This window comes from Streptomyces sp. NPDC048111 (assembly GCF_043202815.1).
In the GTDB taxonomy this organism is placed as follows: Bacteria; Actinomycetota; Actinomycetes; order Streptomycetales; family Streptomycetaceae; genus Streptomyces.
The window spans coordinates 43217-64316 of the sequence record NZ_JBIDBD010000033.1; the positions used below are offsets into that span (position 1 = coordinate 43217).

Annotated in this window: 18 protein-coding genes; 13 read left to right on the forward strand and 5 right to left on the reverse strand. The window is 72.4% G+C overall.

What is annotated here, in order from left to right:
* Positions 1–21: 21 nt before the first annotated feature.
* Together ACGF3I_RS31080 and ACGF3I_RS31085 are read left to right on the forward strand one after the other, a co-directional pair.
* Positions 22–2091, forward strand: a complete 2070-nt coding sequence (locus tag ACGF3I_RS31080) for a hypothetical protein (RefSeq protein ID WP_393137878.1) — start codon at positions 22–24, stop codon at positions 2089–2091.
* A 603-nt stretch (positions 2092–2694) separates the two neighbouring features.
* Positions 2695–3114, forward strand: a complete 420-nt coding sequence (locus ACGF3I_RS31085) for a hypothetical protein (protein WP_393137880.1) — start codon at positions 2695–2697, stop codon at positions 3112–3114.
* A gap of 10 nt (positions 3115–3124) precedes the next feature.
* Here ACGF3I_RS31085 and ACGF3I_RS31090 read toward each other — a convergent pair whose 3' ends face one another.
* The 3 genes from ACGF3I_RS31090 to ACGF3I_RS31100 form a co-directional block, all read right to left on the reverse strand.
* Entirely contained in the window at positions 3125–5305 is a 2181-nt protein-coding gene (locus tag ACGF3I_RS31090) for a lipopolysaccharide biosynthesis protein (protein WP_393137882.1), read from the reverse strand.
* Entirely contained in the window at positions 5298–6494 is a 1197-nt protein-coding gene (locus tag ACGF3I_RS31095; protein ID WP_393137884.1) for a DegT/DnrJ/EryC1/StrS family aminotransferase, read from the reverse strand. The genes ACGF3I_RS31090 and ACGF3I_RS31095 overlap by 8 nt, the downstream gene beginning before the upstream one ends.
* 94 nt (positions 6495–6588) lie before the next feature.
* Entirely contained in the window at positions 6589–7491 is a 903-nt protein-coding gene (locus tag ACGF3I_RS31100; RefSeq protein ID WP_393137886.1) for an RNA polymerase sigma factor SigF, read from the reverse strand.
* 245 nt (positions 7492–7736) lie between these two features.
* Between ACGF3I_RS31100 and ACGF3I_RS31105 the strand changes: the two genes are divergently transcribed.
* From ACGF3I_RS31105 to ACGF3I_RS31130, 6 genes are all read left to right on the forward strand, one after another.
* Positions 7737–8105, forward strand: a complete 369-nt coding sequence (locus ACGF3I_RS31105; protein ID WP_393137916.1) for an STAS domain-containing protein — start codon at positions 7737–7739, stop codon at positions 8103–8105.
* 64 nt (positions 8106–8169) lie between these two features.
* Positions 8170–8679 (forward strand): ATP-binding protein, encoded by a 510-nt coding sequence (locus tag ACGF3I_RS31110; protein ID WP_393137888.1) that lies wholly within the window; start codon positions 8170–8172, stop codon positions 8677–8679.
* A gap of 224 nt (positions 8680–8903) precedes the next feature.
* Complete coding sequence (locus ACGF3I_RS31115; protein ID WP_393137890.1) at positions 8904–9596, forward strand: peptidase; 693 nt, start codon at positions 8904–8906, stop codon at positions 9594–9596.
* A gap of 57 nt (positions 9597–9653) precedes the next feature.
* Positions 9654–10625: a hypothetical protein gene (locus ACGF3I_RS31120; protein ID WP_393137892.1), complete on the forward strand. Its 972-nt coding sequence runs from the start codon at positions 9654–9656 to the stop codon at positions 10623–10625.
* Positions 10622–11719 (forward strand): hypothetical protein, encoded by a 1098-nt coding sequence (locus tag ACGF3I_RS31125; protein WP_393137894.1) that lies wholly within the window; start codon positions 10622–10624, stop codon positions 11717–11719. The genes ACGF3I_RS31120 and ACGF3I_RS31125 overlap by 4 nt, the downstream gene beginning before the upstream one ends.
* Before the next feature lie 40 nt (positions 11720–11759).
* Positions 11760–13196 carry a hypothetical protein gene (locus ACGF3I_RS31130; RefSeq protein ID WP_393137918.1) on the forward strand — a complete coding sequence of 479 codons (1437 nt, stop codon included), beginning with the start codon at positions 11760–11762 and terminating at the stop codon, positions 13194–13196.
* A 70-nt stretch (positions 13197–13266) separates the two neighbouring features.
* On the opposite strand, the gene ACGF3I_RS31135 is transcribed toward ACGF3I_RS31130, so the two are convergent.
* Positions 13267–14787: a peptide MFS transporter gene (locus ACGF3I_RS31135; protein WP_393137895.1), complete on the reverse strand. Its 1521-nt coding sequence runs from the start codon at positions 14785–14787 to the stop codon at positions 13267–13269.
* A 470-nt stretch (positions 14788–15257) separates the two neighbouring features.
* Between ACGF3I_RS31135 and ACGF3I_RS31140 the strand changes: the two genes are divergently transcribed.
* On the forward strand, positions 15258–15935 hold the full coding sequence (locus ACGF3I_RS31140) for a response regulator transcription factor (RefSeq protein ID WP_100574199.1): 678 nt from the start codon (positions 15258–15260) through the stop codon (positions 15933–15935).
* Between the two features lie 13 nt (positions 15936–15948).
* A complete protein-coding gene (locus tag ACGF3I_RS31145) occupies positions 15949–17220 on the forward strand; it encodes an ATP-binding protein (protein WP_393137897.1) in 1272 nt (423 codons plus the stop codon).
* A gap of 88 nt (positions 17221–17308) precedes the next feature.
* Here ACGF3I_RS31145 and ACGF3I_RS31150 read toward each other — a convergent pair whose 3' ends face one another.
* The gene (locus ACGF3I_RS31150) at positions 17309–17812 is read right to left on the reverse strand and encodes a GtrA family protein (RefSeq protein WP_393137899.1); all 504 of its coding nucleotides are present in this window, start codon (positions 17810–17812) and stop codon (positions 17309–17311) included.
* Between the two features lie 168 nt (positions 17813–17980).
* Between ACGF3I_RS31150 and ACGF3I_RS31155 the strand changes: the two genes are divergently transcribed.
* Genes ACGF3I_RS31155 through ACGF3I_RS31165 form a run of 3 tightly spaced genes read left to right on the forward strand, consistent with a single transcriptional unit; the run spans position 17981 to position 20843 of the window.
* Positions 17981–19120 carry a 5-(carboxyamino)imidazole ribonucleotide synthase gene (locus tag ACGF3I_RS31155; protein ID WP_393137901.1) on the forward strand — a complete coding sequence of 380 codons (1140 nt, stop codon included), beginning with the start codon at positions 17981–17983 and terminating at the stop codon, positions 19118–19120.
* Entirely contained in the window at positions 19117–19656 is a 540-nt protein-coding gene (purE, locus tag ACGF3I_RS31160; RefSeq protein WP_393137903.1) for a 5-(carboxyamino)imidazole ribonucleotide mutase, read from the forward strand. Before ACGF3I_RS31155 ends, purE begins: the two co-directional genes overlap by 4 nt.
* A gap of 5 nt (positions 19657–19661) precedes the next feature.
* Positions 19662–20843 carry a dipeptidase gene (locus tag ACGF3I_RS31165; RefSeq protein WP_393137905.1) on the forward strand — a complete coding sequence of 394 codons (1182 nt, stop codon included), beginning with the start codon at positions 19662–19664 and terminating at the stop codon, positions 20841–20843.
* Positions 20844–21100 lie beyond the last annotated feature (257 nt).

A 21100-nucleotide genomic window follows, 5' to 3' on the forward strand; every position in this document is an offset into this window, starting at 1 on the left:
ATCCGTGGGGGGAGTCGCACTGTGCAGCAACGTGTGCCCGCGCCGGCCCGGGGGAGCGCGCAGCGGCCCCCCGAGGACGCGGAGGGCGAACGGACGGCGGACGGCCCGGCGAAGGGCGCGCGGCGCCGGTCCGCCTCGGACCTGATACGTCTTCAAGTCCTGTTCACCTGGCTCCCGTTGCTCGTCGCCACCGCCCTATGGGTGTACGCGCTGCCGCGCATCGACTTCCGGCACATGGACGACTGGGGCCTGCTCGACCGGCTGCCCGCCGCCTTCTTCCTCTCGCTCGCCGTGCTCACCGCCGGCTTCGTCGTCAGTCTGCGGCGGGCCGGCACCGCGCCGTGGTGGCCCGGCCTCTACAGCGTGGCCCTGCTCTTCGCGCTCAAGGCACCCACCTCGATCCTCTACGACGCGGTGCGCTACCCCTGGGCCTCCAAGCACGACGCGGTCGTCAACCACCTCCTCGCCAACCAGGAGCTGCGGCCCGGGGTGCCACTGTCCGGCAACATGGCGGCGTACGACCAGTGGCCCGGATTCTTCACGCTCAACGCGGGCCTGGTGCGGGCGTTCGGCGTCGACACCGCGGCGTCCTACCTCAACTGGGCCCCGCTGTTCTACGGGGTCGTGCTCATCCCGGTCCTCGTCCTCGTCTACCGCACCTTCGCCGAGGACTGGCGCCTGGTGTGGACCGGGGTGTGGATCTTCGAGGTGGCCAACTGGGTCGGCCAGGACTACTTCTCGCCCCAGGGCCTCGCCCTGATCCTCGACCTGGCCGTGCTCGCCGTGGTCTTCCGCCACTTCGTACGCCCCGGGGCCGCGGGCGAACTGCGCTCGCGGGCCCACCTCGACCCGGCGGCGGCCGCGGTGCCGCCGCCCACCACGGGGCGCCAGCGCGCGGTCTGCGTCGTGATCCTCGCCCCGCTGATCGCCGCCATCAACTTCACCCACCAGCTGACCCCGGTGATGCTGTGCGTCGCCCTGGTCGCGCTCAATCTGACCCGGCGCTACCGCAATCCCGGTCTGCTCGTCGTGACGGCCGTGATCATGCTGATCTGGGACGTCACGATGGGCCGTCCGCTCTTCGTGGAGACGCTCTCCTCGCTCAAGGAGTCCGTGGGCAACCTCCTCAACAACTCCCGGGCCGGGTACGCGGGTGAACTCACCGGCACCGGACCGGTGTTGCAGGGGCGCGCGGACGTGGTGATGGTGCTCGCGGTGGCCGGGCTCGCGGCCGTCGCGGTGGTCCTGCGGCGCCGGCTGACCCGCAGCGCGCTGCCGCTGCTCCTGGTGTCGGTGGCCCCGGTGCCGCTGTTCGCGGTCAACGACTACGGCGGCGAAATGCTCTTCCGGGTCTATCTGTTCGGGCTGCCGGGGGCGGCGTTCTTCGCGGCGGCGGCGCTGGTGCCGGCGGTGGTGGTTCCGGCGGCGGTGGTTCCGGCGCCGGCCGGGGCGGAAGCGGCCGGGCCGGCGGCGGGGCAACCGGGTGCCGAGGGTGGGCCGGCGGAGGGTCGGGGCGGCCGGTCGTGGTCGCGGTTCTGGTCCGGGGTGCGGACATGGGCACGGGTGCGGGCGCGGATACGGGTGCGGGTGCGGCCGGGGGTGCGGCGGCGGATCGGCGCCGTGGCGCTGCCGGTGGTGCTGGTGCTGCTGGTCGCCGGGTTCGTTCCGGCGTACTACGGCAAGGAGCGGATGTACTACACGCCGCCGGCCGAGACGGCGATGGTGACCCGGGTCCTCGACAACGCGCCCAAGGGTTCGATGATCCTCGCGGTCACCGGGTCCTTCCCGCAGGCGCTGCACCGCTACGACCAGCTGGAGCACTGGTACGTGGCCGAGCAGGAGGAGCCGCAGAACGCGATCATGCTGCGGGATCCGGTGGGGTATCTGGTGCCGCAGCTGCCGCAGGACGGGAGGCCGGTGTACTTCATCCTCACGCGGACGCAGGATGTGTACACGGCGGGGGAGGGGTTGTTGCCGGCCGGGGGGTTTGCGGAGCTGCGGTCCAAGCTTGTGGCTTCGCCGAGGTTCAGGGTGGTGGACGAAAATGCCTACGGCACGGTGCTGCAATACGTGGCCCCCCGCCCCCACTGACCCCGCCGGGCCTCCGCCCCGGGCTCAGGCTCCTGGGGCTCCGCCCCAGACCCCGGAGGCGCTCGCCCACCCACCCGCCCGTGACGGGCACCGAGAGGCCCGGCCCCCTGGGGCTCCGCCCCAGACCCCGATCGCGCCTGAACGGCGCTCGTCCTCAATCGCCGGACGGGCTGAGGTTGCCGGTGCGGGCCAGCACCGGTGCCGCCAGGGGCGCGGGGAACTGCGCGAGGAGCGACCGCGGTCTGCACACGGCCGACGGTTTGGGGGCGCGGGGAACTGCGCGAGGAGCGAGCACGGTCTGCACACGGCCGACGGTTTTGGGGCGCGGGGAACTGCGCGTACTCCGGGCACACCAGCACCCCAGGGGCGCGGGGAACTGCGCGTACCCCGGGCACACCGGTGCTGCCAGGGGCGCGGGGAACTGCGCGAGAAGCGACCGCGGTCCGCAGACGGCCGACGGTTTTGGGGCGCGGGGAACTGCGCGTACCCCGGGCACACCAGCACACCAGCACACCAGCACACCAGGGGCGCGGGGAACTGCGCGTACCCCGGGCACAGGCGGGACTCGGCGGTTCGGCCGGGGTACTTACGGGAGGTGGGCGCATGGCACGGGCGCAGGGCTGGATCAGGGGCGGGGTCGCTCAGTCGCAGGGCTGGATCAGGGGCGGGGTCGCCCTGTCGGGGTGGATCGCGCTGGCGGCGACGGCTCTGCCCGCGGCAGGCCCACCCCGCTGGATCCCCGTACTGCTGTTCGTGACGCTGGGCCCCGGCTTCGCCCTGCTGTACCCGCAGCCCACCGCGCTGCGTCCCGGCGCCCGGCTTGAGGCCCTCGCCCTGGCCGCCCCGCTCAGCCTGTCGTTCGGGGCGCTCGTGTCCACGTGCCTCTTCCTCGTGCACGGCTTCTCGGCGACCGCCTTCCTCCTCTCACTGGCCGCGTTCTCGACCGTCGCCTGCGCCTTCCCGGGCCTCCCCCTGCCCGCCGCGACCCGGGGCGCCGCCGAGCGGGGGAAGCGGGTGAAGTGAGGGGCGCGCCCTAGCCCGGCGGGCCCGGGGCGAAGCAGCGGTGGACCACGGACGCCGCCGCCACCGCGCACCACCCCGCGAACACCACAAGCCCCACCCCCGCGAACGCCCCCTGCGCAGCCCAGCCCACGACCGTGAGGACCCACACCAGCACCGCCGTGATCCGCCAGTGCGCCCCGAGCGCCCGCAGGGCGACCGCGGCCAGGCCCAGGCACAGCAGGTGCAGGGGCAGCGGGAGCCAGCGTTCGACGCCGCTCTGGCCGGCGAGCCCCGCCGTTTCGGCGAGGAAGCGGGCCAGCTCGGCGTGCCAGGGACCGGAGAGCGGATCGGGCGGTACGCCGAGGATGACCGGCGCGGTGTGCAGCCCGGCGAACGTCACCCCCAGGCCCGCCGCGAGCAGCGCGGGACGCGGCCGGTAGAGGGAGACGGCCGCGCTGTACACCACGATGAGCAGCACCCCGGCGGTCAGGCTGACGGGCGGCAGCGCGGACAGCAGCCCGGCGCCGTTGAGCCGGGGGTCGGCGACGTCCGCGGCGCGGGACAGGGGCACCCAGAACAGCCCCGAGGCGAGGCCGAGCAGCAGCCACAGGGCGGTCGCGAGCCGTGACTCGTCGCTCTCGCGGGCCGCAGGGTCGGGCGGCAGACGCAGGTGCAGGGTGGTCGCCGAGCCCTGTTCGGGGCGGGCACCGGGGACGTACACGGGGATGCCGAGCGCGGGCGTCGCGGTGTCCATGCCGCCGCGCAGATACGCGGTCTGCGTGGCCCAGCGCGTCCCGTACTCCTGGGCCTCCTCGGTCCTGGCCGCCTGGGCCCGGCGGGCCCAACTGGTGCCGAACTCCTCGGACTTGGGTGAGCGTGGCGGGTGCGGTGCGGCGCGTCCTGCGAGCGCGGCGCGCAGTCCCGGCACACAGCACAGCGCCATCACGCTCATCGCGCACAGCTGGGCCCAGCCCGCCCCGGAGATGCCGAACCCGCCGAGCAGCACCGCGGCGCTGCCGAGGACCAGGGCGCACATCGCGCCCTGGAGGAGCGCCAGCATCCCGGTGCGGCCCTGCACGCGCAGGACCCCGATGTACAGCTCGACGGCGACCCGGGGGATCGCGGCCACGGCCAGCAGTTGCAGGACCAGCGTGCCGTGCCGGGCGTAGTCGTCGCCGAACGGGCCGAGGATCCGGCGGGCGAACACGACGAGGAACAGGACGACCGGGATGAGCAGCAGCGCCATCCGGCGCAGCGCGCCGCGCACCCCGTCGGCGAGCCTGTCGGGGCTGTGCGAGGAGTGCGCGGTGAGCGAGGAGGCCATGTTGATGGCCATGAACTCCATGGTCCCGCCGACCGTGTACGCGATGAAGAAGAAGCCGTTCTGGGCGGCCGGGAAGCGGACGGCGACCATCACGGGCAGCAGGTTGATCATGGCGAGGGAGAACAGCGCGCCGACCGAGTCGCCGGCCAGGAAGCGGCCGATCTCGCGCAGTTCGGGGACCGGCCGGTCGCGGTCGGCGGCGGCCTGTGCGGGGATCAGACGCCGGAAGACCAGCCAGCCGAGCGGCAGGACGGACAGCGCGGTCGCCGCGGCCCACGACACGAAGACGCCGAGCGCGAGCGCCGAGAACACGGCGAGCAGGAGCAGCTTGCCGAGCGAGAACACGGCGTTGCCGACCGGCACCCAGATCGCCTTGCGCAGACCGGTCAGGACGCCGTCCTGGAGCGTGAGGACGGCCCAGGCCACCGAGGACACCGTGAAGAGCGCCCCGGCGGTGAGCCCGGAGAGGGGGGCGTACGAGGGCCCCCACAGCGGCAGCGTGAACAGGAACACGACACAGGCGAGCGTCACGACCACGGTGCTGGCCGTATAGGCGCGGCGCACCAGGAGCCCGGTGGAGCGCCCGGCCCGCGGCACGTAGCGCACCACCGCGCCGATCATGGTGGTGGCGGTGAGGGAGGCGAGCAGCTTCATCGCGGCGATGGCCGCCGAGCCCTGGCCGACGGCCTCCTCGCTGTAGTAGCGGGCCGCGACCAGCCAGAAGCCGAGGCCGAGGGCGGCCGAGACGGCCGTGGAGAGCATCAGCGCGTAGGCGTTGCGGAACATGGAGTCGGCGCCGTCGGCGGGGGGCCCCGGCGCGTTGTCGGCGGCCCGGTCGGGCGGCACCGCGGTGCGGTCCTCGATCTCGGATCCGGCCGTGTCAGCCACCGGCGGGGCCGCCCCTCGCGGGCCGTACGCCCGCCGCGCGCAGCACCTCGACGGTGCGGGCCGCCTTCAGCGGGTCGACGGGCAGGGCGTGCCGGGCGAACCAGCGGCCCGGCGCCGGCGCGGGGGAGGGGTCGGTGAAGGCCGCGCCCGCGTAGTCGTCGAGCGGCGGGTCGTACAGGTAGCCCACCGTGATGCGCGCGCGGGCGAGCGCCGCGCGGGCGGCGTCGCGGTCCTCGACCAGCAGCGGTACCCGGAACAGGGGCTGCGCCGGGCCGGCCCCGGGGCGGGCCCACTCGGTGGCGAGCAGCCGCTCGGTGCCCGCGCGGTGCGCGTCCAGGACGCCGTCGAGCCTGCCGAGTCTTCGGCCGATCCGGGCGAGTCGGCCCCGGCCGGGCGTCGCCCGGTAGTCGTGCATGTCGACCCGGGCCCAGGAGTGGAAGGCCGCCAGGTTCGGCGCGACGGAGACGGCGTGGCCCAGCTCCTCGGGGCGCAGCGCCATGCGGATGTCCTCGCGCTCCTGCTGTCCGAGCATCCTGAGCACCGCCCAGGCGGCGGGGGCCAGGCGCAGTCCGCGGACCGCCGCCTCGGCGTACGGCCGTGCCCAGTAGGCGAGTTCGGCGCCCGGGGCGCGGGGGGCGAGGAGCGCGTCGCGGGCCTTGGCGAGCGCCTCGCGCAGACCCGGGTCGGCGACGGTGAGGAAGCCGCCGGCCTTGGCGGCGGTGTGCTTGGAGAGGCTGAAGACGGAGGCCTGCCCGAAGGTGCCGACCTTGCGCCCGCCCACCTCGCTGCCGATCGCGTGGGCCGCGTCCTCGATGAGCGGGATGCCCAACAGGGCGCAGCGGGAGGCCAGTTCGGGCGCCGGGTCGGGGTTGCCGTACAGATTGGTGGTGAGCACGGCGGACAGCGTGGGCCAGAGCGCCGCGGGGACGGCGGCCGGGTCGATCGAGCCGTCGCGGGGGTCGAGCGGCGCCTGGACGGGCCTCAGCCCGGCCGCCAGCACCACGAAGAAGATCACGTCGTCGTTGACCGGCGACATCAGCACCCGGCCGCCCGGCGGGCACCAGTGCCGGAGCGCGACGTACAGACCGAGGCGGCAGGACGGCACATAGAGGCACTCACGCCCCAGCCGTTCGCGCATCGCCGCTTCGAGCCGTCCGTACGCCATGAAGTCCCCCCAGACCCCCCGCATCCCCAGCAGTCAATGTGACCCAGTGCGCACCGCTTCGTCAACAACGCGCCGGGGCCCGCACCTTGACGGTACGGGCCCCGGCGGACGGCGGTGTTCACTCGTCGAGCGTCAGCCCCTTGCGGAGCTTGCGCAGGGTGCGCGAGAGCAGCCGGGAGACGTGCATCTGGGAGATGCCGAGCTCCTCGCCGATCTCGGACTGCGTCATGTTGGCGACGAAGCGCAGCGAGAGGATCTTCCGGTCGCGCGCGGGGAGTCCGGCGATCAGGGGCTTCAGCGACTCGATGTACTCGACGCCTTCGAGGTCGTGGTCCTCGTAGCCGATGCGGTCGCCGAGCGCGCCCTCGGAGTCGTCCTCCTCGGGCTGGGCGTCGAGCGAGCTGGCGGTGTACGCGTTGCTCGCCGCCATCCCTTCGACGACTTCTTCCTTGGTGATGCCGAGGCGTTCGGCGAGCTCGCCCACCGTGGCCGAGCGGTCCAGCTGCTGGGCGAGTTCGTCGCCCGCCTTGGCGAGGTCCAGGCGGAGTTCCTGGAGTCTGCGCGGCACCCGCACCGACCAGGAGGTGTCGCGGAAGAAGCGCTTGATCTCGCCGACGATGGTCGGCATCGCGAAGGTGGGGAACTCCACCCCGCGGTCGTACTCGAAGCGGTCGATGGCCTTGATCAGGCCGATCGTGCCGACCTGGATGATGTCCTCCATCGGCTCGCTGCGGGAGCGGAAGCGCGATGCGGCGAACTTGACCAGGGCGAGGTTCAGTTCGACCAGGGTGTTGCGCACGTAGGCGTGCTCGTGCGTGCCCTCTTCGAGCGCGTCGAGACGGGCGAAGAGCGTCTTGGACAGAGCGCGTGCGTCGACCGGGCCGACCTCGGCGAAGGGCGGGATCTCGGGAAGTCCCTCAAGTCCCTCGGTTTCCTGCGATCGTGCGTGTGGGGGGCGGATGTCCTGCGGTTCCTGCGTGATCGACGTATCCGCATACGATTCGTCGAGCCGGGGTGACATGGGTCTCCTCCATCGTTCTCGGCATATGGCTGCCGATGCCCATACGTGTTGTCCGCGGTGTGCGGCGCCTCCGTGGCCGGTCGTGTTGAATAGCTGTCTCTCCTACCCCTACCCGCTTTAAGTAGGCTCTCGCAAGGCTTCTTTGTCCGTACATGTCCGCTTTGGCGTGATGTTCGGCTTCCAGAAGACGTAGGGAAGGCGTAGTGTTCTTGGGAAGTTACGACGAATCGGCGAAGAGGGACGGCATGGACCGCGGCACGGTCGGCAGCACGAATCGGGGCCGGCTCCGGGTCGGAGTCCGCACCGTGGGCTCCAGCGAGGTTCTGACTCCGGCGGGTGAGCTTGATCACCACACGGCGGATCTGCTCAGGGAACCCCTGGAAGAGGCCCTCGGTCAGGGACGCACCCGGCTCGTCGTCGACTGCTCACAGCTGGAGTTCTGCGACTCCACCGGACTGAACGTGCTGCTCGGCGCCCGCCTCAAGGCGGAGGAGCTGGGCGGCGGGGTGCACCTGGTGGCCATGCAGCCGGTGGTGGCGCGGGTATTCGAGATCACGGGGGCGGAGGCGGTCTTCACTGTGCATGATTCGCTGGATACGGCTCTGTGTGACTGACACCGATTCGTTCGGGCAGGAGAGCAGACTGAAGACATTGGCGAATCGGTGAGGTGAAGCGCTGATGAGCACCACCCGGGAGCAGGCTCCGGGCGACCGCGGGCCCGAGTCCCAAGGCGCCGGGCCGGGCGACGTGCCGTCCGAAAACGACGGCGCGGACGCCGTCGTGTCCGCGCGCGTTCTCGCGCTCACCGGGGCGAGCGGCATCGTCCCGATGGCCCGCGATTTCGCCCGGCAGGCCCTCTACGACTGGGGCTGGCTCCCGGCGGCCACCGCGGAGGGCCGGGCCGCCTGCGAAGACGTGCTGCTCGTCGTCTCCGAGCTGGTCACCAACGCCTGCCTGCACGCCGAGGGCCCCGAAGGGCTGCGCGTCTCGCGCACCGCGAAGGTGCTGCGTCTCGAGGTCAGCGACCTGGGCTCGGGCCAGCCCGCGCCGCGCACCCCGCACCGCGCGGGACGGCCCGGGGGTCACGGCATGTTCATCGTGCAGCGGCTCTGTCTGGACTGGGGCGTGGTGCGCACGCCCGGGGCGCCCGGCAAGACGGTGTGGGCGGAACTCGCGGCACCCGCGTAACTCCGGTTCGGTGATCGGCGGGCCCCGGCCCGCGACGCGACGGCACCACCCCTTACGGTGACCGGCGGTTTCCTCCGCCGGTCCGTCGGCATGTCCGGACCCTGATCCGGCCCCGTCCCTTGTCTTCCCTCCGCAAGGTCCCCGGCGTACCTTGAGCGCCCAATCTGATGCGCCGTCAGTAATGCGGCGGGCCTCGGACCGACCGGCCATAAGGGGAACTTGAGGTGTCGTACCGGAAGAGGACAGCCCTCGCGCTGGCGACGGCGGTGGCGGGCTCGGTGGTGCTGATCACCGCGCCCGCGGCCCAGGCGTCCGTCGTGGACGTCAACTACGACTGCAAGACGCCGATCGGGGCGAAGAGCGCCGTCTCGCCCATCGACATCAAGGCGGTCAAGACCGGCAGTTCGTACCAGGTGACGATGACCTTCCAGAAGGGCGTCTCCTCCAGCCCGGTCGCGCTCGGCGCGGGCGCGATGAACCCCAGCGCGCTGATCGACCTCGGCGGCGCCGACAAGGGCACCATCGCGGTCAAGGGCCCCGCCAACACCGCGGAGATCCCCGCCAACTCCCCCATCAAGATCAGTGACTTGTCGGGCACCTACGTACCGAAGGGCAGCGGCAAGGTCACGCTCACCGCGGGCGTCCTCACCATCAAGGCGCTGGGCACCGTGACCACCTGCACCGCGAGCAACAGCCCCCGGCCCTCCCTCGAACTGGACGTCACCGCGGCGGGCGGCGGGGGCACCACGAGCGGCGGCAGTACGAGCGGGGGCAGTACGAGCGGCGGCGCCCCGGCGGCGCTGCCCAAGACCGGGCCCCTCGACTCCGCGGTCGCCCTCGGCACGCTCGGCGCCACCGTCGTCCTGGTCGGCGCGGCCGGAGTGCTCTGGCTGACCCGCCGCGGTCGGCGGGCCTGACCCCTCCCGCCCGTACCGCCCGCCGCGGGGCACCGCCCCGCACCCGAGGAGCCGCCGATGCGTCCGATCCGCCTGGCCCTGCCGGCCCTGGTCCTGCTGCTGTGCGCGCTCCCGGCGCCCGCCGCGCAGGCCGCACCGGCCCGGGGCGGGGAGTGGACCGCCGCGCCCGCATCCGGCTCCGGGAGCGCCGGCGCGCGGCCCTGTTTCTATCTGGAGGGCGCACCCGGCGCGGTCCTCCAGGACACCCTGGCGCTGAGCAACCCCTCCGACGCCCCCCTCACCCTGACCCTGCGCGCCGCCGCCGCCCGCAACGCCGCCGACGGGAACATCGCGGCGGACGACAGCCCCGACCCCTGGATCGCCCTGGCCGCGTCCGAGGTGCGGATCCCGCCGCACACCCGCGCCGACGTGCCGTTCGCCGTCACCGTGCCTCCCGGCGCCGGGCCGGGCGACCATCCGGCCGCCCTCGTCGCCACCGCGGCCGGCCGCACGCAGGCGACCCGCGTCCAACTCCGGGTCTCCGGGCCCGCGTTGAGCGCCCTGACCGTCGAGGCCGTACGCGTCGACACCGCGCGCGGTCTGATCCGCTACGCCCTGGTCAACCGCGGCAGCACCACCCTGGCCCCGCGCCTGGCGCTGCACGCCGACGGGGTGTTCGGGCGCGCCCTGGACCGGCCCGCCAAGGCGCTGCCCGTCGAGCTGCTGCCCGGACAGCGCGTCGAGCTGAGCGAGCCCTGGGCGCACCCGCCCGCCCTCGACCGGGTCGCCGTCCGCCTCGATGTGACCGCCGGCGGCGGCGCCCGCGCGACGGCCCGGGCCGACGCCGTCTTCGTCTCCCGGGGCGCGGTCGCCACAGCCGCTCCGGTGCTGCTCGGCGCGGCGGCGGGCGCCCTGCACATCGTCCGGCGCCGGCGCGGCCGGGGGTCCGGGCCCGGGTGGACCGCGCGGCGCCGGCGCGGCCGTGCTGCCGCAGCGGACGAACCGGCCGTACCAGAGCCCGAGTTGGCGCAGACAGGAGCCGTTCAGTGAAGCCACGCCCCAGGGGCGCCGCCCTCGCCCTGCTGCTGTCCGCGGTGCTGGCCGTGCTGGCCGTGCCCGCCGCCGGGCCTTCCTGGGCGGCGCCCGAGAAGCCCGCGCCCGGCGTCACGCTGTCCCGGGCGGAGGCCGCCAAGGGGGCCGATCTCACGGTCACCGGCAAGGGCTGGCGGCCGGGGGCGCTGCTCATGCTCCTGGTGTGCGGGCAGTCCACGCCCGAGCTCGGCGTCACCGGCGGCACCAACTCCTGCGCCAACGCCGACGGCCAGGCCGTCACCACGGACGGCGGCGGAGCCTTCAGCAAGGTGCTGCCGGCCGCCGCACCGCCGAAACCCTGCCCCTGCGTGGTCCATGTGGCCACCGTGCAGGGTGAACAGGCCGTCGTGGACACCGAGTTGAGGATCACCGGTCACCCGGTGGCGCCGCTGCCGGTCTCCGGAGAGGGGCGGCTCGCGGTGCTCACCGAGCCGCGTCTGGACGGCAGCAGCTCCCTGCTGACCTGGTTCGGCGCGCCGCCCGCCCGCACCCTGGTCTTCACCGTCGGCAACCTCGGCACGTCGCCCGTCAAGGATCCCGTCTTCCAACTCGGCACCGCCCACGGCGTGTTCGCGCCGCAGTGGGAGGACCGGCAGTGGAAGGGCACCATCGCGCCCGGCCAGAAGGCCGAGGTCAAGCTCGATTTCGAGCTGTCGGCCGGCGCCCACGGCGACTACCAGGTCTCGCTCCAGTACGCCAAGAAGCTGCTCGCCACCGAGCCGTGGGGGGTGGACCGCCCCTGGGGCGTCACCCTCTTCTGGATCCTGCTCTGCCTGGTGGTGCCCGCCGCGCTCTTCCGCATCGGCATGGCCGTCGTCGACCGGGTGCGCCCGCGGATCCCGGGCCGGCCCCGAGCGCCCCGCCACCGCGGCGTGCGGCTGTCCGACGTGACCGCCCGGCTGCCGAGGACCGGGCGCGCTCCGGACCCCACGGCGGCGGCGCCCGCCGAACCGGCCCGGCACGAGCCCGGCGCCGCGCACCCGACCACGGCCGCGCTGCCGTGGTTCACCCCCGACTCCGCACCGTCCGAGAACCACCCCAACCGTCCATGACGTTCACGACGAAGGGAACTACGTGACCACGCAACGGAGGATGAGCGCGGCCGGTCTCGCGCTGATGCTCGGCGGCGCGGGGATCATGCTGGCCGCAGGTCCCGCACAGGCAGCCGAAGTCTCGTACGCCACCGAGTGCATACCGCCGTCCATCTCCGGTCTGCCGCCGGTCGAGGGCACGACGAAGGTGCAGATCACCGCGCCCGCCACGGCCAAGGTCGGCGACGAGGTGGACGTCGTCTGGAAGTTCACCCAGGCCGCGTCGAACAACCCGAACGTCCTCGACCTCAACAAGGACGTCGTCCAGCCCACGGGCACCCTCAAGGCGGCGGGCGCGCAGAGCGCCGACCTCGCGATGAAGGGGCCGCGCACGAACCCGCCGATCCCCAAGAACAGCCCGATGGTCCTCTCGGACATGACGGCCAAGCTGAAGCTCACCAAAGCGGGCGACGTCACCCTGACGCCCGGCGCGTACAACATCAACGTCAACCAGATCATGTCGACCGACACCAAGTGCTCGCCGAAGGAGGCGGTCGGGGCCGGCGCGACGATCAAGGTGACGGACGCGGGGGGTGCCTCCGGCGGAACGACGAGCGGAGGCACGACGTCGGGCGGTACCACGTCGGGCGGCACGACGGGCGCCACGACCTCCGGCACCACCGGCGCGACGACGTCCGGCACGACGGGGGCGACCACGTCCGGCGGCACCACCGGCGCGACCACCTCCGGCGGCACGACGGCCTCGGGCGGTACGACGGGGGCCACCACCTCCGGCGGCAGCTCCGGCGCCACCACCGGCGGCAGCGGCGGCCAGAGCGACTTCCCCGGCAAGGAGGTCGCCGTCACCTTCGCCTGCACCCCGCCCGGTCCGGCGAACATCCAGGGCAAGGCGACCATCAACGCCAAGAAGAGCGGCGGGAGTTACGCCCTCACCGTCACCATGGCCAAGGGCGTCATGAACAGCCCGGCCGACCTCCCGGCGGGCGCGCTCAAGCCGTCCATGCAGGTCGTCGTCGGCGGTGCGGACAAGGGCTCGGTGACCGTCACGGGCCCGGCCAACCCCGACCCGATCAAGTCGGGGGCGCCGGTCAGCCTGACCGACATGACGGGCACCTACAAGCCGGGCGCCTCCGGCAAGTCCACGCTCAGTCCGGGCGACCTGTCCATCGACGTCACCCTGGGCGGCTCCCCGATCCACATCCCGTGCAAGGTCTCGGGTGCGGCCCCGGTCTCCCTGGAACTGGACACCGCGGCCCAGCCGGGCGGCGCCGCGGGCGGCACCGGCACGGCGGGCACGTCCGGTTCCGCGGGCACGTCCGGCTCGGCGGGCACCTCGTCCTCGGGCGGCCTCGCCCAGACCGGTGCGAGCGACAACGGCGCCCTGCGCGCCCTCGGCCTGGTCGCGGGCACGGTGCTGCTGCTCGGCGGCGCGGTCTTCACGTTCACCCCGTGGCGGCGGTTGCGCGGCACGCGCTGAGACCCGCCCCGGAAAGCGAAGGGGCCGCCGCACCTCCCGGTGCGGCGGCCCTTGCGGTGCGGGGGTTGCGTCAGTGGACGCTGCCCATCATCACCTTGACCTTGCTGCGGTACATGTAGACCGCCAGACCCGCGACGACGGCCGCGGCCGCTTCGAGGCCGATGACCCCGACGCCGTTCAGGCTGACACCGCCCAGGGACAGCAGGCCCGTGACACAGTCACCCGCGGTGACCGCGAGGAACCAGATGCCCATCATCTGCGAGGCGTACTTCTGCGGCGCCATCTTCGTGGTGACCGAGAGGCCGACCGGGGACAGGCACAGCTCGCCGATCGTCTGGATCATGTAGATCGACACCAGCCACATCGGGCTGACCTTGGTGCCGTCGCCCGCCATGTTCATCGGGACGATGAAGACGAAGAACGACGCACCGACCAGGACCAGGCCCATCGCGAACTTCACGATGGTGTTGGGCTCCTGGTTCTTGCGGGCCAGCCAGAGCCACAGCCACGCGAAGACCGGCGCGAGCGCCATCACGAACAGCGGGTTCAGCGACTGGTACCAGGTGGCCGAGAAGCCGAGGCCGAACACGGAGTCGGCGGTCTTGTCGTCCGCGAACAGCGACAGCGTGGAGCCGCCCTGGTCGTAGATCATCCAGAAGACGGCGGCAGCGATGAAGAACCAGATGTAGGCGCTCATCTTCGTCTGCTCGGTGGCCGACAGCTCCTTGTCGCGCTTGATGCGCGTCAGGACGGCGACCGGGATGAGCAGACCGGCCAGCGTCAGCGGGACCAGCGCCCAGTTCAGCGTGTACGCGCCGAGGGCCACGACGGCGCCGTAGAAGACCGCCACGGCCAGGGTGGCGAGGACGACCTTGACGAGGATGCCCTTGCGCTCCTGCGCGCTCAGCGGGTTCGGAACGACGCTGCTCTTCTCGCTCAGGTTGCGCGTGCCGACGAGGAACTGGGTCAGACCCAGGCCCATGCCGACCGCGGCGAGCGCGAAGCCCAGGTGCCAGTTGTGCTCCTTGCCGATCGTGCCGACCACGAACGGGGCCACGAAGGCGCCGAGGTTGATGCCGACGTAGAACAGCGTGAAGCCGCCGTCGCGGCGCGGGTCCTCGGGGCCGTCGTACAGGTGGCCGACCATCGTGGAGATGTTGGCCTTGAGGAGACCGGAGCCGACCGCGACCAGGATCAGGCCGACGAAGAACATCGCCTGGCCGGGGATCGCGAGCGAGGCGTGACCCGCCATGATCACGAAACCGGCGATGGCGACCGTCTTGCGGGCGCCCCAGACGCGGTCGCCGAACCATCCGCCCGGCATCGCCATCAGGTAGACCATCGAGACGTAGACGGAGTAGATCGCCGTCGCCGTCGCGGTGGTCATGGCCAGGCCGCCGCCCTGGCTGCCCGTGGCGGCGTCGGCGCCGCCCGAGACCAGGTAGTAGATGAGAAGCGCACGCATGCCGTAGTAGGAGAAGCGCTCCCACATCTCGGTCATGAAGAGAGTGGCCAGGCCGCGGGGGTGGCCGAAGAAGGTCTTCTCGGTGCCAGGGGTACTGGCGGAGTCCTTCGTCAGGCTGGACGCCATGGTCGATCCTTGCTTGCTCGGGACGCGCGCTTCGTGAGCGTTGAGTCGCGCCCGGTGGGGGAGGGCCGGCACCGGCATGGGGGCTGTCCCCCCAACGCCTTTGGGGTCCGGCTCCGTGGGGGAGCGCGGGAAGGACAGACCACACCGGGATCCACACCCCGTGCGCTTCTTCGCGCTGGGGCCCGGCCCGTAGGTCATTCACCGAACGTCAAGACTGGCAAAGCCAATCCTGTGCAGAAAAGAGACCCTTGGCGCGCCAAGCAGGCCAAAGGTCCTTGAGTAGTGCTATAGGCGTCGGGACACCATACGTCACCACAGTGCGGCATATGGAAGGACTTGAGAGATGGATCACAGGCATCCCTGGAACCAATGACCCTGATTCGAAGGTGTCAAACAAGATCGCTCCATAGACCCGCAGGGTGGGTGGATCACCTGACGCATTGTCGCCGCCGCGGACTACCATCACCCCCATGACCCGTGTACTGCTCGCCGAGGACGACGCGTCCATCTCGGAGCCACTGGCCCGCGCCCTGCGCAGGGAGGGTTACGAGGTCGAGGTGCGCGAGGACGGCCCGACCGCCCTCGACGCCGGACTGCAGGGGGGCGCCGACCTGGTCGTGCTCGACCTGGGGCTTCCCGGCATGGACGGCCTCGAAGTCGCCCGGAGGCTGCGCTCCGAGGGACACACCGTCCCCATCCTCGTGCTCACCGCCCGCGCCGACGAGGTGGACACCGTGGTCGGCCTGGACGCCGGCGCCGACGACTACGTGACCAAGCCCTTCCGGCTGGCCGAACTCCTCGCGCGGGTCCGGGCGCTGCTGCGCCGCGGCGCCACCGAGCCGGCGCCCCAGCCCGCCACCCACGGCGTGCGGATCGACGTCGAGTCGCACCGCGCCTGGATGGGCGACGAGGAGCTCCAGCTGACCGCCAAGGAGTTCGACCTGCTGCGCGTCCTGGTGCGCGACGCGGGCCGGGTCGTGACGCGTGACCAGCTGATGCGCGAGGTGTGGGACACCACCTGGTGGTCCTCCACCAAGACGCTCGACATGCACATCTCGTGGCTGCGCAAGAAGCTCGGCGACGACGCGGCCAACCCGCGCTACATCGCCACCGTCCGCGGAGTCGGCTTCCGCTTCGAGAAGAGCTAGAGCACCGGGACAGATGCGCCGCCGGCTGATCAACTCCACACTCGCCGTCGTCCTCGTGGTGATCGCGGTCTTCGGCGTCTCGCTCGTCATCGTCGAGACCCGCACCATCAGCAGCAGCGCCCAGGAGAGCGTCGACTCCGAGGCGCTGCGGCTGGTCTCCGTCGTCGACAGCCGCACCCTGGCGAACGAGACGATCAACGCGCAGGTCCTGAACGAGCAGATCGACCCCAAGCGGTACGCCCGGATCTCCATCCCGGGCCGCCCGGTGATCCAGATCGGGCAGAAGCCCGAGGGCACCGTCATCAAGGGCACCGCCGTGGGCGAGCGCGGCGAGTCCGTCCTGGTCGAGGAGCCCCGCTCGACGGTCACCAAGGAGGTCGGGCGCACCCTGCTCATCATCGGCGCGGTGGCCCTGCTCGCCATCGTGTCCGCGGTGCTCCTCGCCGTACGCCAGGCCAACAAGCTGGCCTCCCCGCTCACCGACCTCGCCGAGACCGCCGAGCGCCTCGGCTCGGGCGACCCGCGCCCGCGGCACAAGAGGTACGGGGTGCCCGAGCTCGACCGGGTCGCCGATGTGCTCGACTCGTCGGCCGACCGCATCGGGCGGATGCTGACCGCCGAGCGGCGGCTCGCCGCGGACGCCTCGCACCAGCTGCGCACACCGCTGACCGCGCTGTCCATGCGGCTGGAGGAGATCGCCCTCACCGACGACCTCGACACGGTCAAGGAGGAGGCCACGATCGCGCTCACGCAGGTGGAGCGGCTCACCGACGTGGTGGAGCGCCTCCTCACCAACAGCCGTGATCCGCGCACCGGTTCGGCCGTGGTCTTCTCGCTGGACGAGGTGGTCAAGCAGCAGCTGGAGGAGTGGCGCCCGGCCTACCGCAGCGCCGGCCGCGCGATCGTGCGCTCCGGCAAGTCCGGTCTGAAGGCGGTCGGCACGCCGGGCGCGGTCGCCCAGGTGCTGGCCGCGCTGATCGAGAACTCGCTGATGCACGGCGGCGGCACGGTCGCGGTCCGCACCCGCGTCACCGGCAACCAGGCCGTCGTGGAGGTCACCGACGAGGGCCCGGGCGTGCCGCCCGACCTCGGCGCCCGGATCTTCGAGCGGACCATCAGCGGACGCAACTCCACGGGCATCGGCCTCGCGGTCGCCCGTGACCTCGCGGAGGCGGACGGGGGCCGCCTGGAGATGCTCCAGCAGCAGCCGGCCGTGTTCGCGCTGTTCCTCAGCCGCGAGGCCCGCGGGCGCCGGGACCCGGAGTCCACGACGACGATCCGCTGAGCAGGGCCGGGACGGGCCGGGGCCTGCGCCCGGGCCGGCGCCCGGGGCCGCGGCCCTCGGGGTCAGCGCTCGGCGTCAACGCTCGACGTCAGCGCTTGGCGGGGACGGCGGGGCGGGGGTCGTCGAGAAACGATTCCGCCGTCTGTACTGCCTCCCGGGCCGGGAGGGCGCGGAAGACCCAGGTGCGGTAGGACCAGAACCGGAACAGGGTGCCGAGCCCGATGCCGAGGAACTTGAAGAAGTTGTTCTGCCACGGGCTGTTCCAGCCGAAGCCGTACGTCGCCGCGTACAGGATGCCGTTCTCGATCACCGCGCCGACCACGCTGAACAGCAGGAACAGGGTCAGCTCACGGGCCCGGCCGCTCTTCTCGCGGTCGCGGTAGGTGAAGTAGCGGAACCCCAGGTAGTTGAACGTGATCGCGATGGCGGTCGCCAGCAGGCTGGCCCGCACCACCTGGAGCTCCGTGGAGTGCCGCAGCAGGTTGAAGGCGCCCATGTTCACGAGCACCCCGAGACCGCCCACGGCGCCGAACTTGGCGACCTCGCGTACGAGCAGTCGCAGCCGCGACGGCGATGCGCCCTGTGCACTCATGGTGATCGCCAGCCCTGTCGGAGTCGGTGTGCCTGTCGGTGTGCTTGTCGTGCCAGTCAACCCGCCCATGCTAACCACCCCCCTGGCGCGATGCCCGTGGGTACCCGCGTTCCGGCCCCGGGAACCGGCCCATGGAAGGCCCGCCGGGGCGGCGGATACCCTGGGGGCGTGACGTTCCCGGTAGTCGGCATGGTCGGCGGCGGTCAGCTCGCCCGCATGACCCACGAGGCGGGCATCCCCCTCGGCATCAGATTCAAGCTCCTCAGTGACACCCCGCAGGACTCGGCGGCCCAGGTGGTGAGCGAGGTCGTCGTCGGCGACTATCGCGACCTGGACACGCTGCGTGACTTCGCGCGCGGCTGTGACGTGATCACCTTCGATCACGAGCACGTGCCCACCGAGCATCTGCGGGCCCTGGAAGCGGACGGCGTCGTCGTCCGGCCGGGGCCCGACGCGTTGGTGCACGCCCACGACAAGGGGGTGATGCGCGCCCGCCTCAGCACGATCGGCGCGCCCTGCCCCCGTCACCGCATCGTGGCCGACCCGGCCGACGTGTCGCGGTTCGCCGAGGAGGGCGACGGCTACCCCGTCATCCTCAAGACGGTGGTGGGCGGCTACGACGGCAAGGGCGTGTGGTTCGTACGCTCCGAGGCGGACGCGGCCGACGCCTTCAAGGCGGGCGTCGACGTGCTCGCCGAGGAGAAGGTCGACTTCGTGCGGGAGCTCGCGGCCAATGTCGTGCGCTCCCCGCACGGCCAGGCGGTGGCCTACCCCGTCGTCGAGTCGATCCAGGTGGACGGCGTGTGCGACACCGTGATCGCCCCCGCGCCCGACCTGGACGACGAGCTGGCGGGCGAGGCCCAGCAGCTCGCCCTGCGCATCGCCGAGGAGCTCGGCGTCGTCGGCCACCTCGCGGTCGAACTCTTCGAGACCCGCGACGGGCGCGTCCTCGTCAACGAGCTGGCGATGCGCCCGCACAACTCCGGCCACTGGACCCAGGACGGCGCGATCACCTCGCAGTTCGCCAACCACGTCCGCGCCGTCCTCGACCTGCCCCTGGGCGACCCGCGCCCTCGGTCGAAGTGGACCGTGATGTGCAACGTGCTCGGCGGCGACTACCCCGACATGTACTACGCGTACCTGCACTGCATGGCCCGGGACCCGCAGCTCAAGATCCACATGTACGGCAAGGAAGTGAAGCCCGGCCGCAAGGTGGGCCACGTCAACACGTACGGCGACGACCTCGCGGAGGTCCGCGAGCGGGCCCGCCACGCGGCCGACTACCTCAGAGGAACGATCACCGAATGAGCGCCACTCCTGTCAACGGTCCCGTCGTCGGCATCGTCATGGGTTCGGACTCCGACTGGCCGGTCATGGAGGCCGCCGCCAAGGCGCTCGACGAGTTCGAGATCCGCTATGAGGTCGACGTCGTCTCCGCGCACCGCATGCCGCGCGAGATGATCGCGTACGGCGAGGAGGCCGCGGGCCGCGGCCTCAAGGCGATCATCGCGGGCGCCGGCGGCGCGGCCCACCTGCCGGGCATGCTCGCCTCGGTGACCCCGCTCCCGGTGATCGGCGTGCCCGTGCCCCTGAAGTACCTGGACGGCATGGACTCGCTGCTGTCCATCGTGCAGATGCCCGCGGGCGTGCCGGTCGCCACCGTCTCGGTCGGCGGGGCGCGCAACGCGGGTCTGCTCGCGGCCCGCATCCTCGCCACCCAGGACGCCGAACTCCTCACCCGCATGCGGGAGTTCCAGCAGGAGCTGAACGACCAGGCCACCGAGAAGGGCAAGCGGCTGCGCACCAAGGTCGAGGGTTCGGGCGCCTTCGGATTCGGAAAGTGACTCCCATGAGCCACCTCGAAGAAGCCCGCGCCCTGCTCGCCCGCCACCCCGTGGTCGACGGCCACAACGACCTCCCCTGGGCGCTGCGCGAGAAGGTCCGCTACGACCTGGAGCGCTGCGACATCGCGACCGACCTCACCGGCCGCACCCACACCGACCTCGGCCGGCTGCGGCTCGGCGGGGTCGGGGCGCAGTTCTGGTCGGTGTACGTACGCACCGACCTCGCGGGTGACGAGGCGGTCAGCGCGACCCTGGAGCAGATCGACTGCGTCGACCAGATGCTGGCCCGCCACCCCGGCGACCTGGCGCCCGCGCTCACCGCGGACGACATGGAGAAGGCCCGCGCCGAGGGCCGCATCGCCTCCCTCAAGGGCGCCGAGGGCGGCCACTCGATCAACAACTCCCTCGCCACGCTGCGCGCCCTGTACGCGCTCGGCGTGCGCTACATGACGCTGACCCACAACGACAACCTCGCGTGGGCGGACTCGGCGACGGACGAGCCCCGCGTCGGCGGGCTCTCGCCCTTCGGCCGAGAGGTCGTCCGCGAGATGAACCGCCTCGGCATGCTGGTGGACCTCTCGCACGTGGCGGCGACGACGATGCGCGACGCGCTGTCGACGTCGTCGGCGCCCGTGATCTTCTCCCACTCCTCCGCCCGGGCGATCTGCGACCACCCGCGCAACATCCCCGACGACGTGCTGGCCCAGCTGCCCGGCAACGGGGGCGTGGCCATGGCCACCTTCGTACCGAAGTTCATCCTGCCGGCGGCGGTGGCGTGGACGCAGGCGGCGGACGAGAACCTGCGGGCGCACGGGCTCCACCACCTGGACACCTCGCCGGAGGCGATGAAGCTCCACGAGGCGTTCGAGGCGGCGAATCCGCGGCCGATCGCCACGGCCGCGACGGTGGCGGACCATCTGGACCACATGCGGGAGGTGGCCGGGGTCGACCACATCGGCATCGGCGGCGACTTCGACGGCACCGCCTTCACGCCCGCCGGCCTGGACGACGTCTCCGGCTACCCGAACCTGGTGGCCGAGCTGCTCTCGCGCGGCTGGTCCTCGGCGGACCTGGCGAAGCTGACGTGGTCCAACGCGGTACGGGCACTGCGCGACGCGGAGTCCGTCGCGGCCTCCCTGACCACGAGCTTCCCGTCCAATGCGACGTTGTCCATGCTGGACGGGTAGGGCGCGGGGGCGCGGTTGCCTGGGGTGCGGGTTGCCCGAGGGGGCGGGCCGCGCCGGGTCCTTTGCGCAGTTCCCCGCGCCCCTGAACCCGCTGCCGGGCCGGCACCGTGCGTGGCTGGTCGCGCAGTTCCCCGCGCCCCTAAACCCTCGGTCGTGTGCGGACCGTGGTCGCTTCTCGCGCAGTTCCCCGCGCCCCTGGCAGGACCGGTGCGGGCCAGCATGCGCATCCTCAGCCCGTCCGGCGATTGAGGACGAGC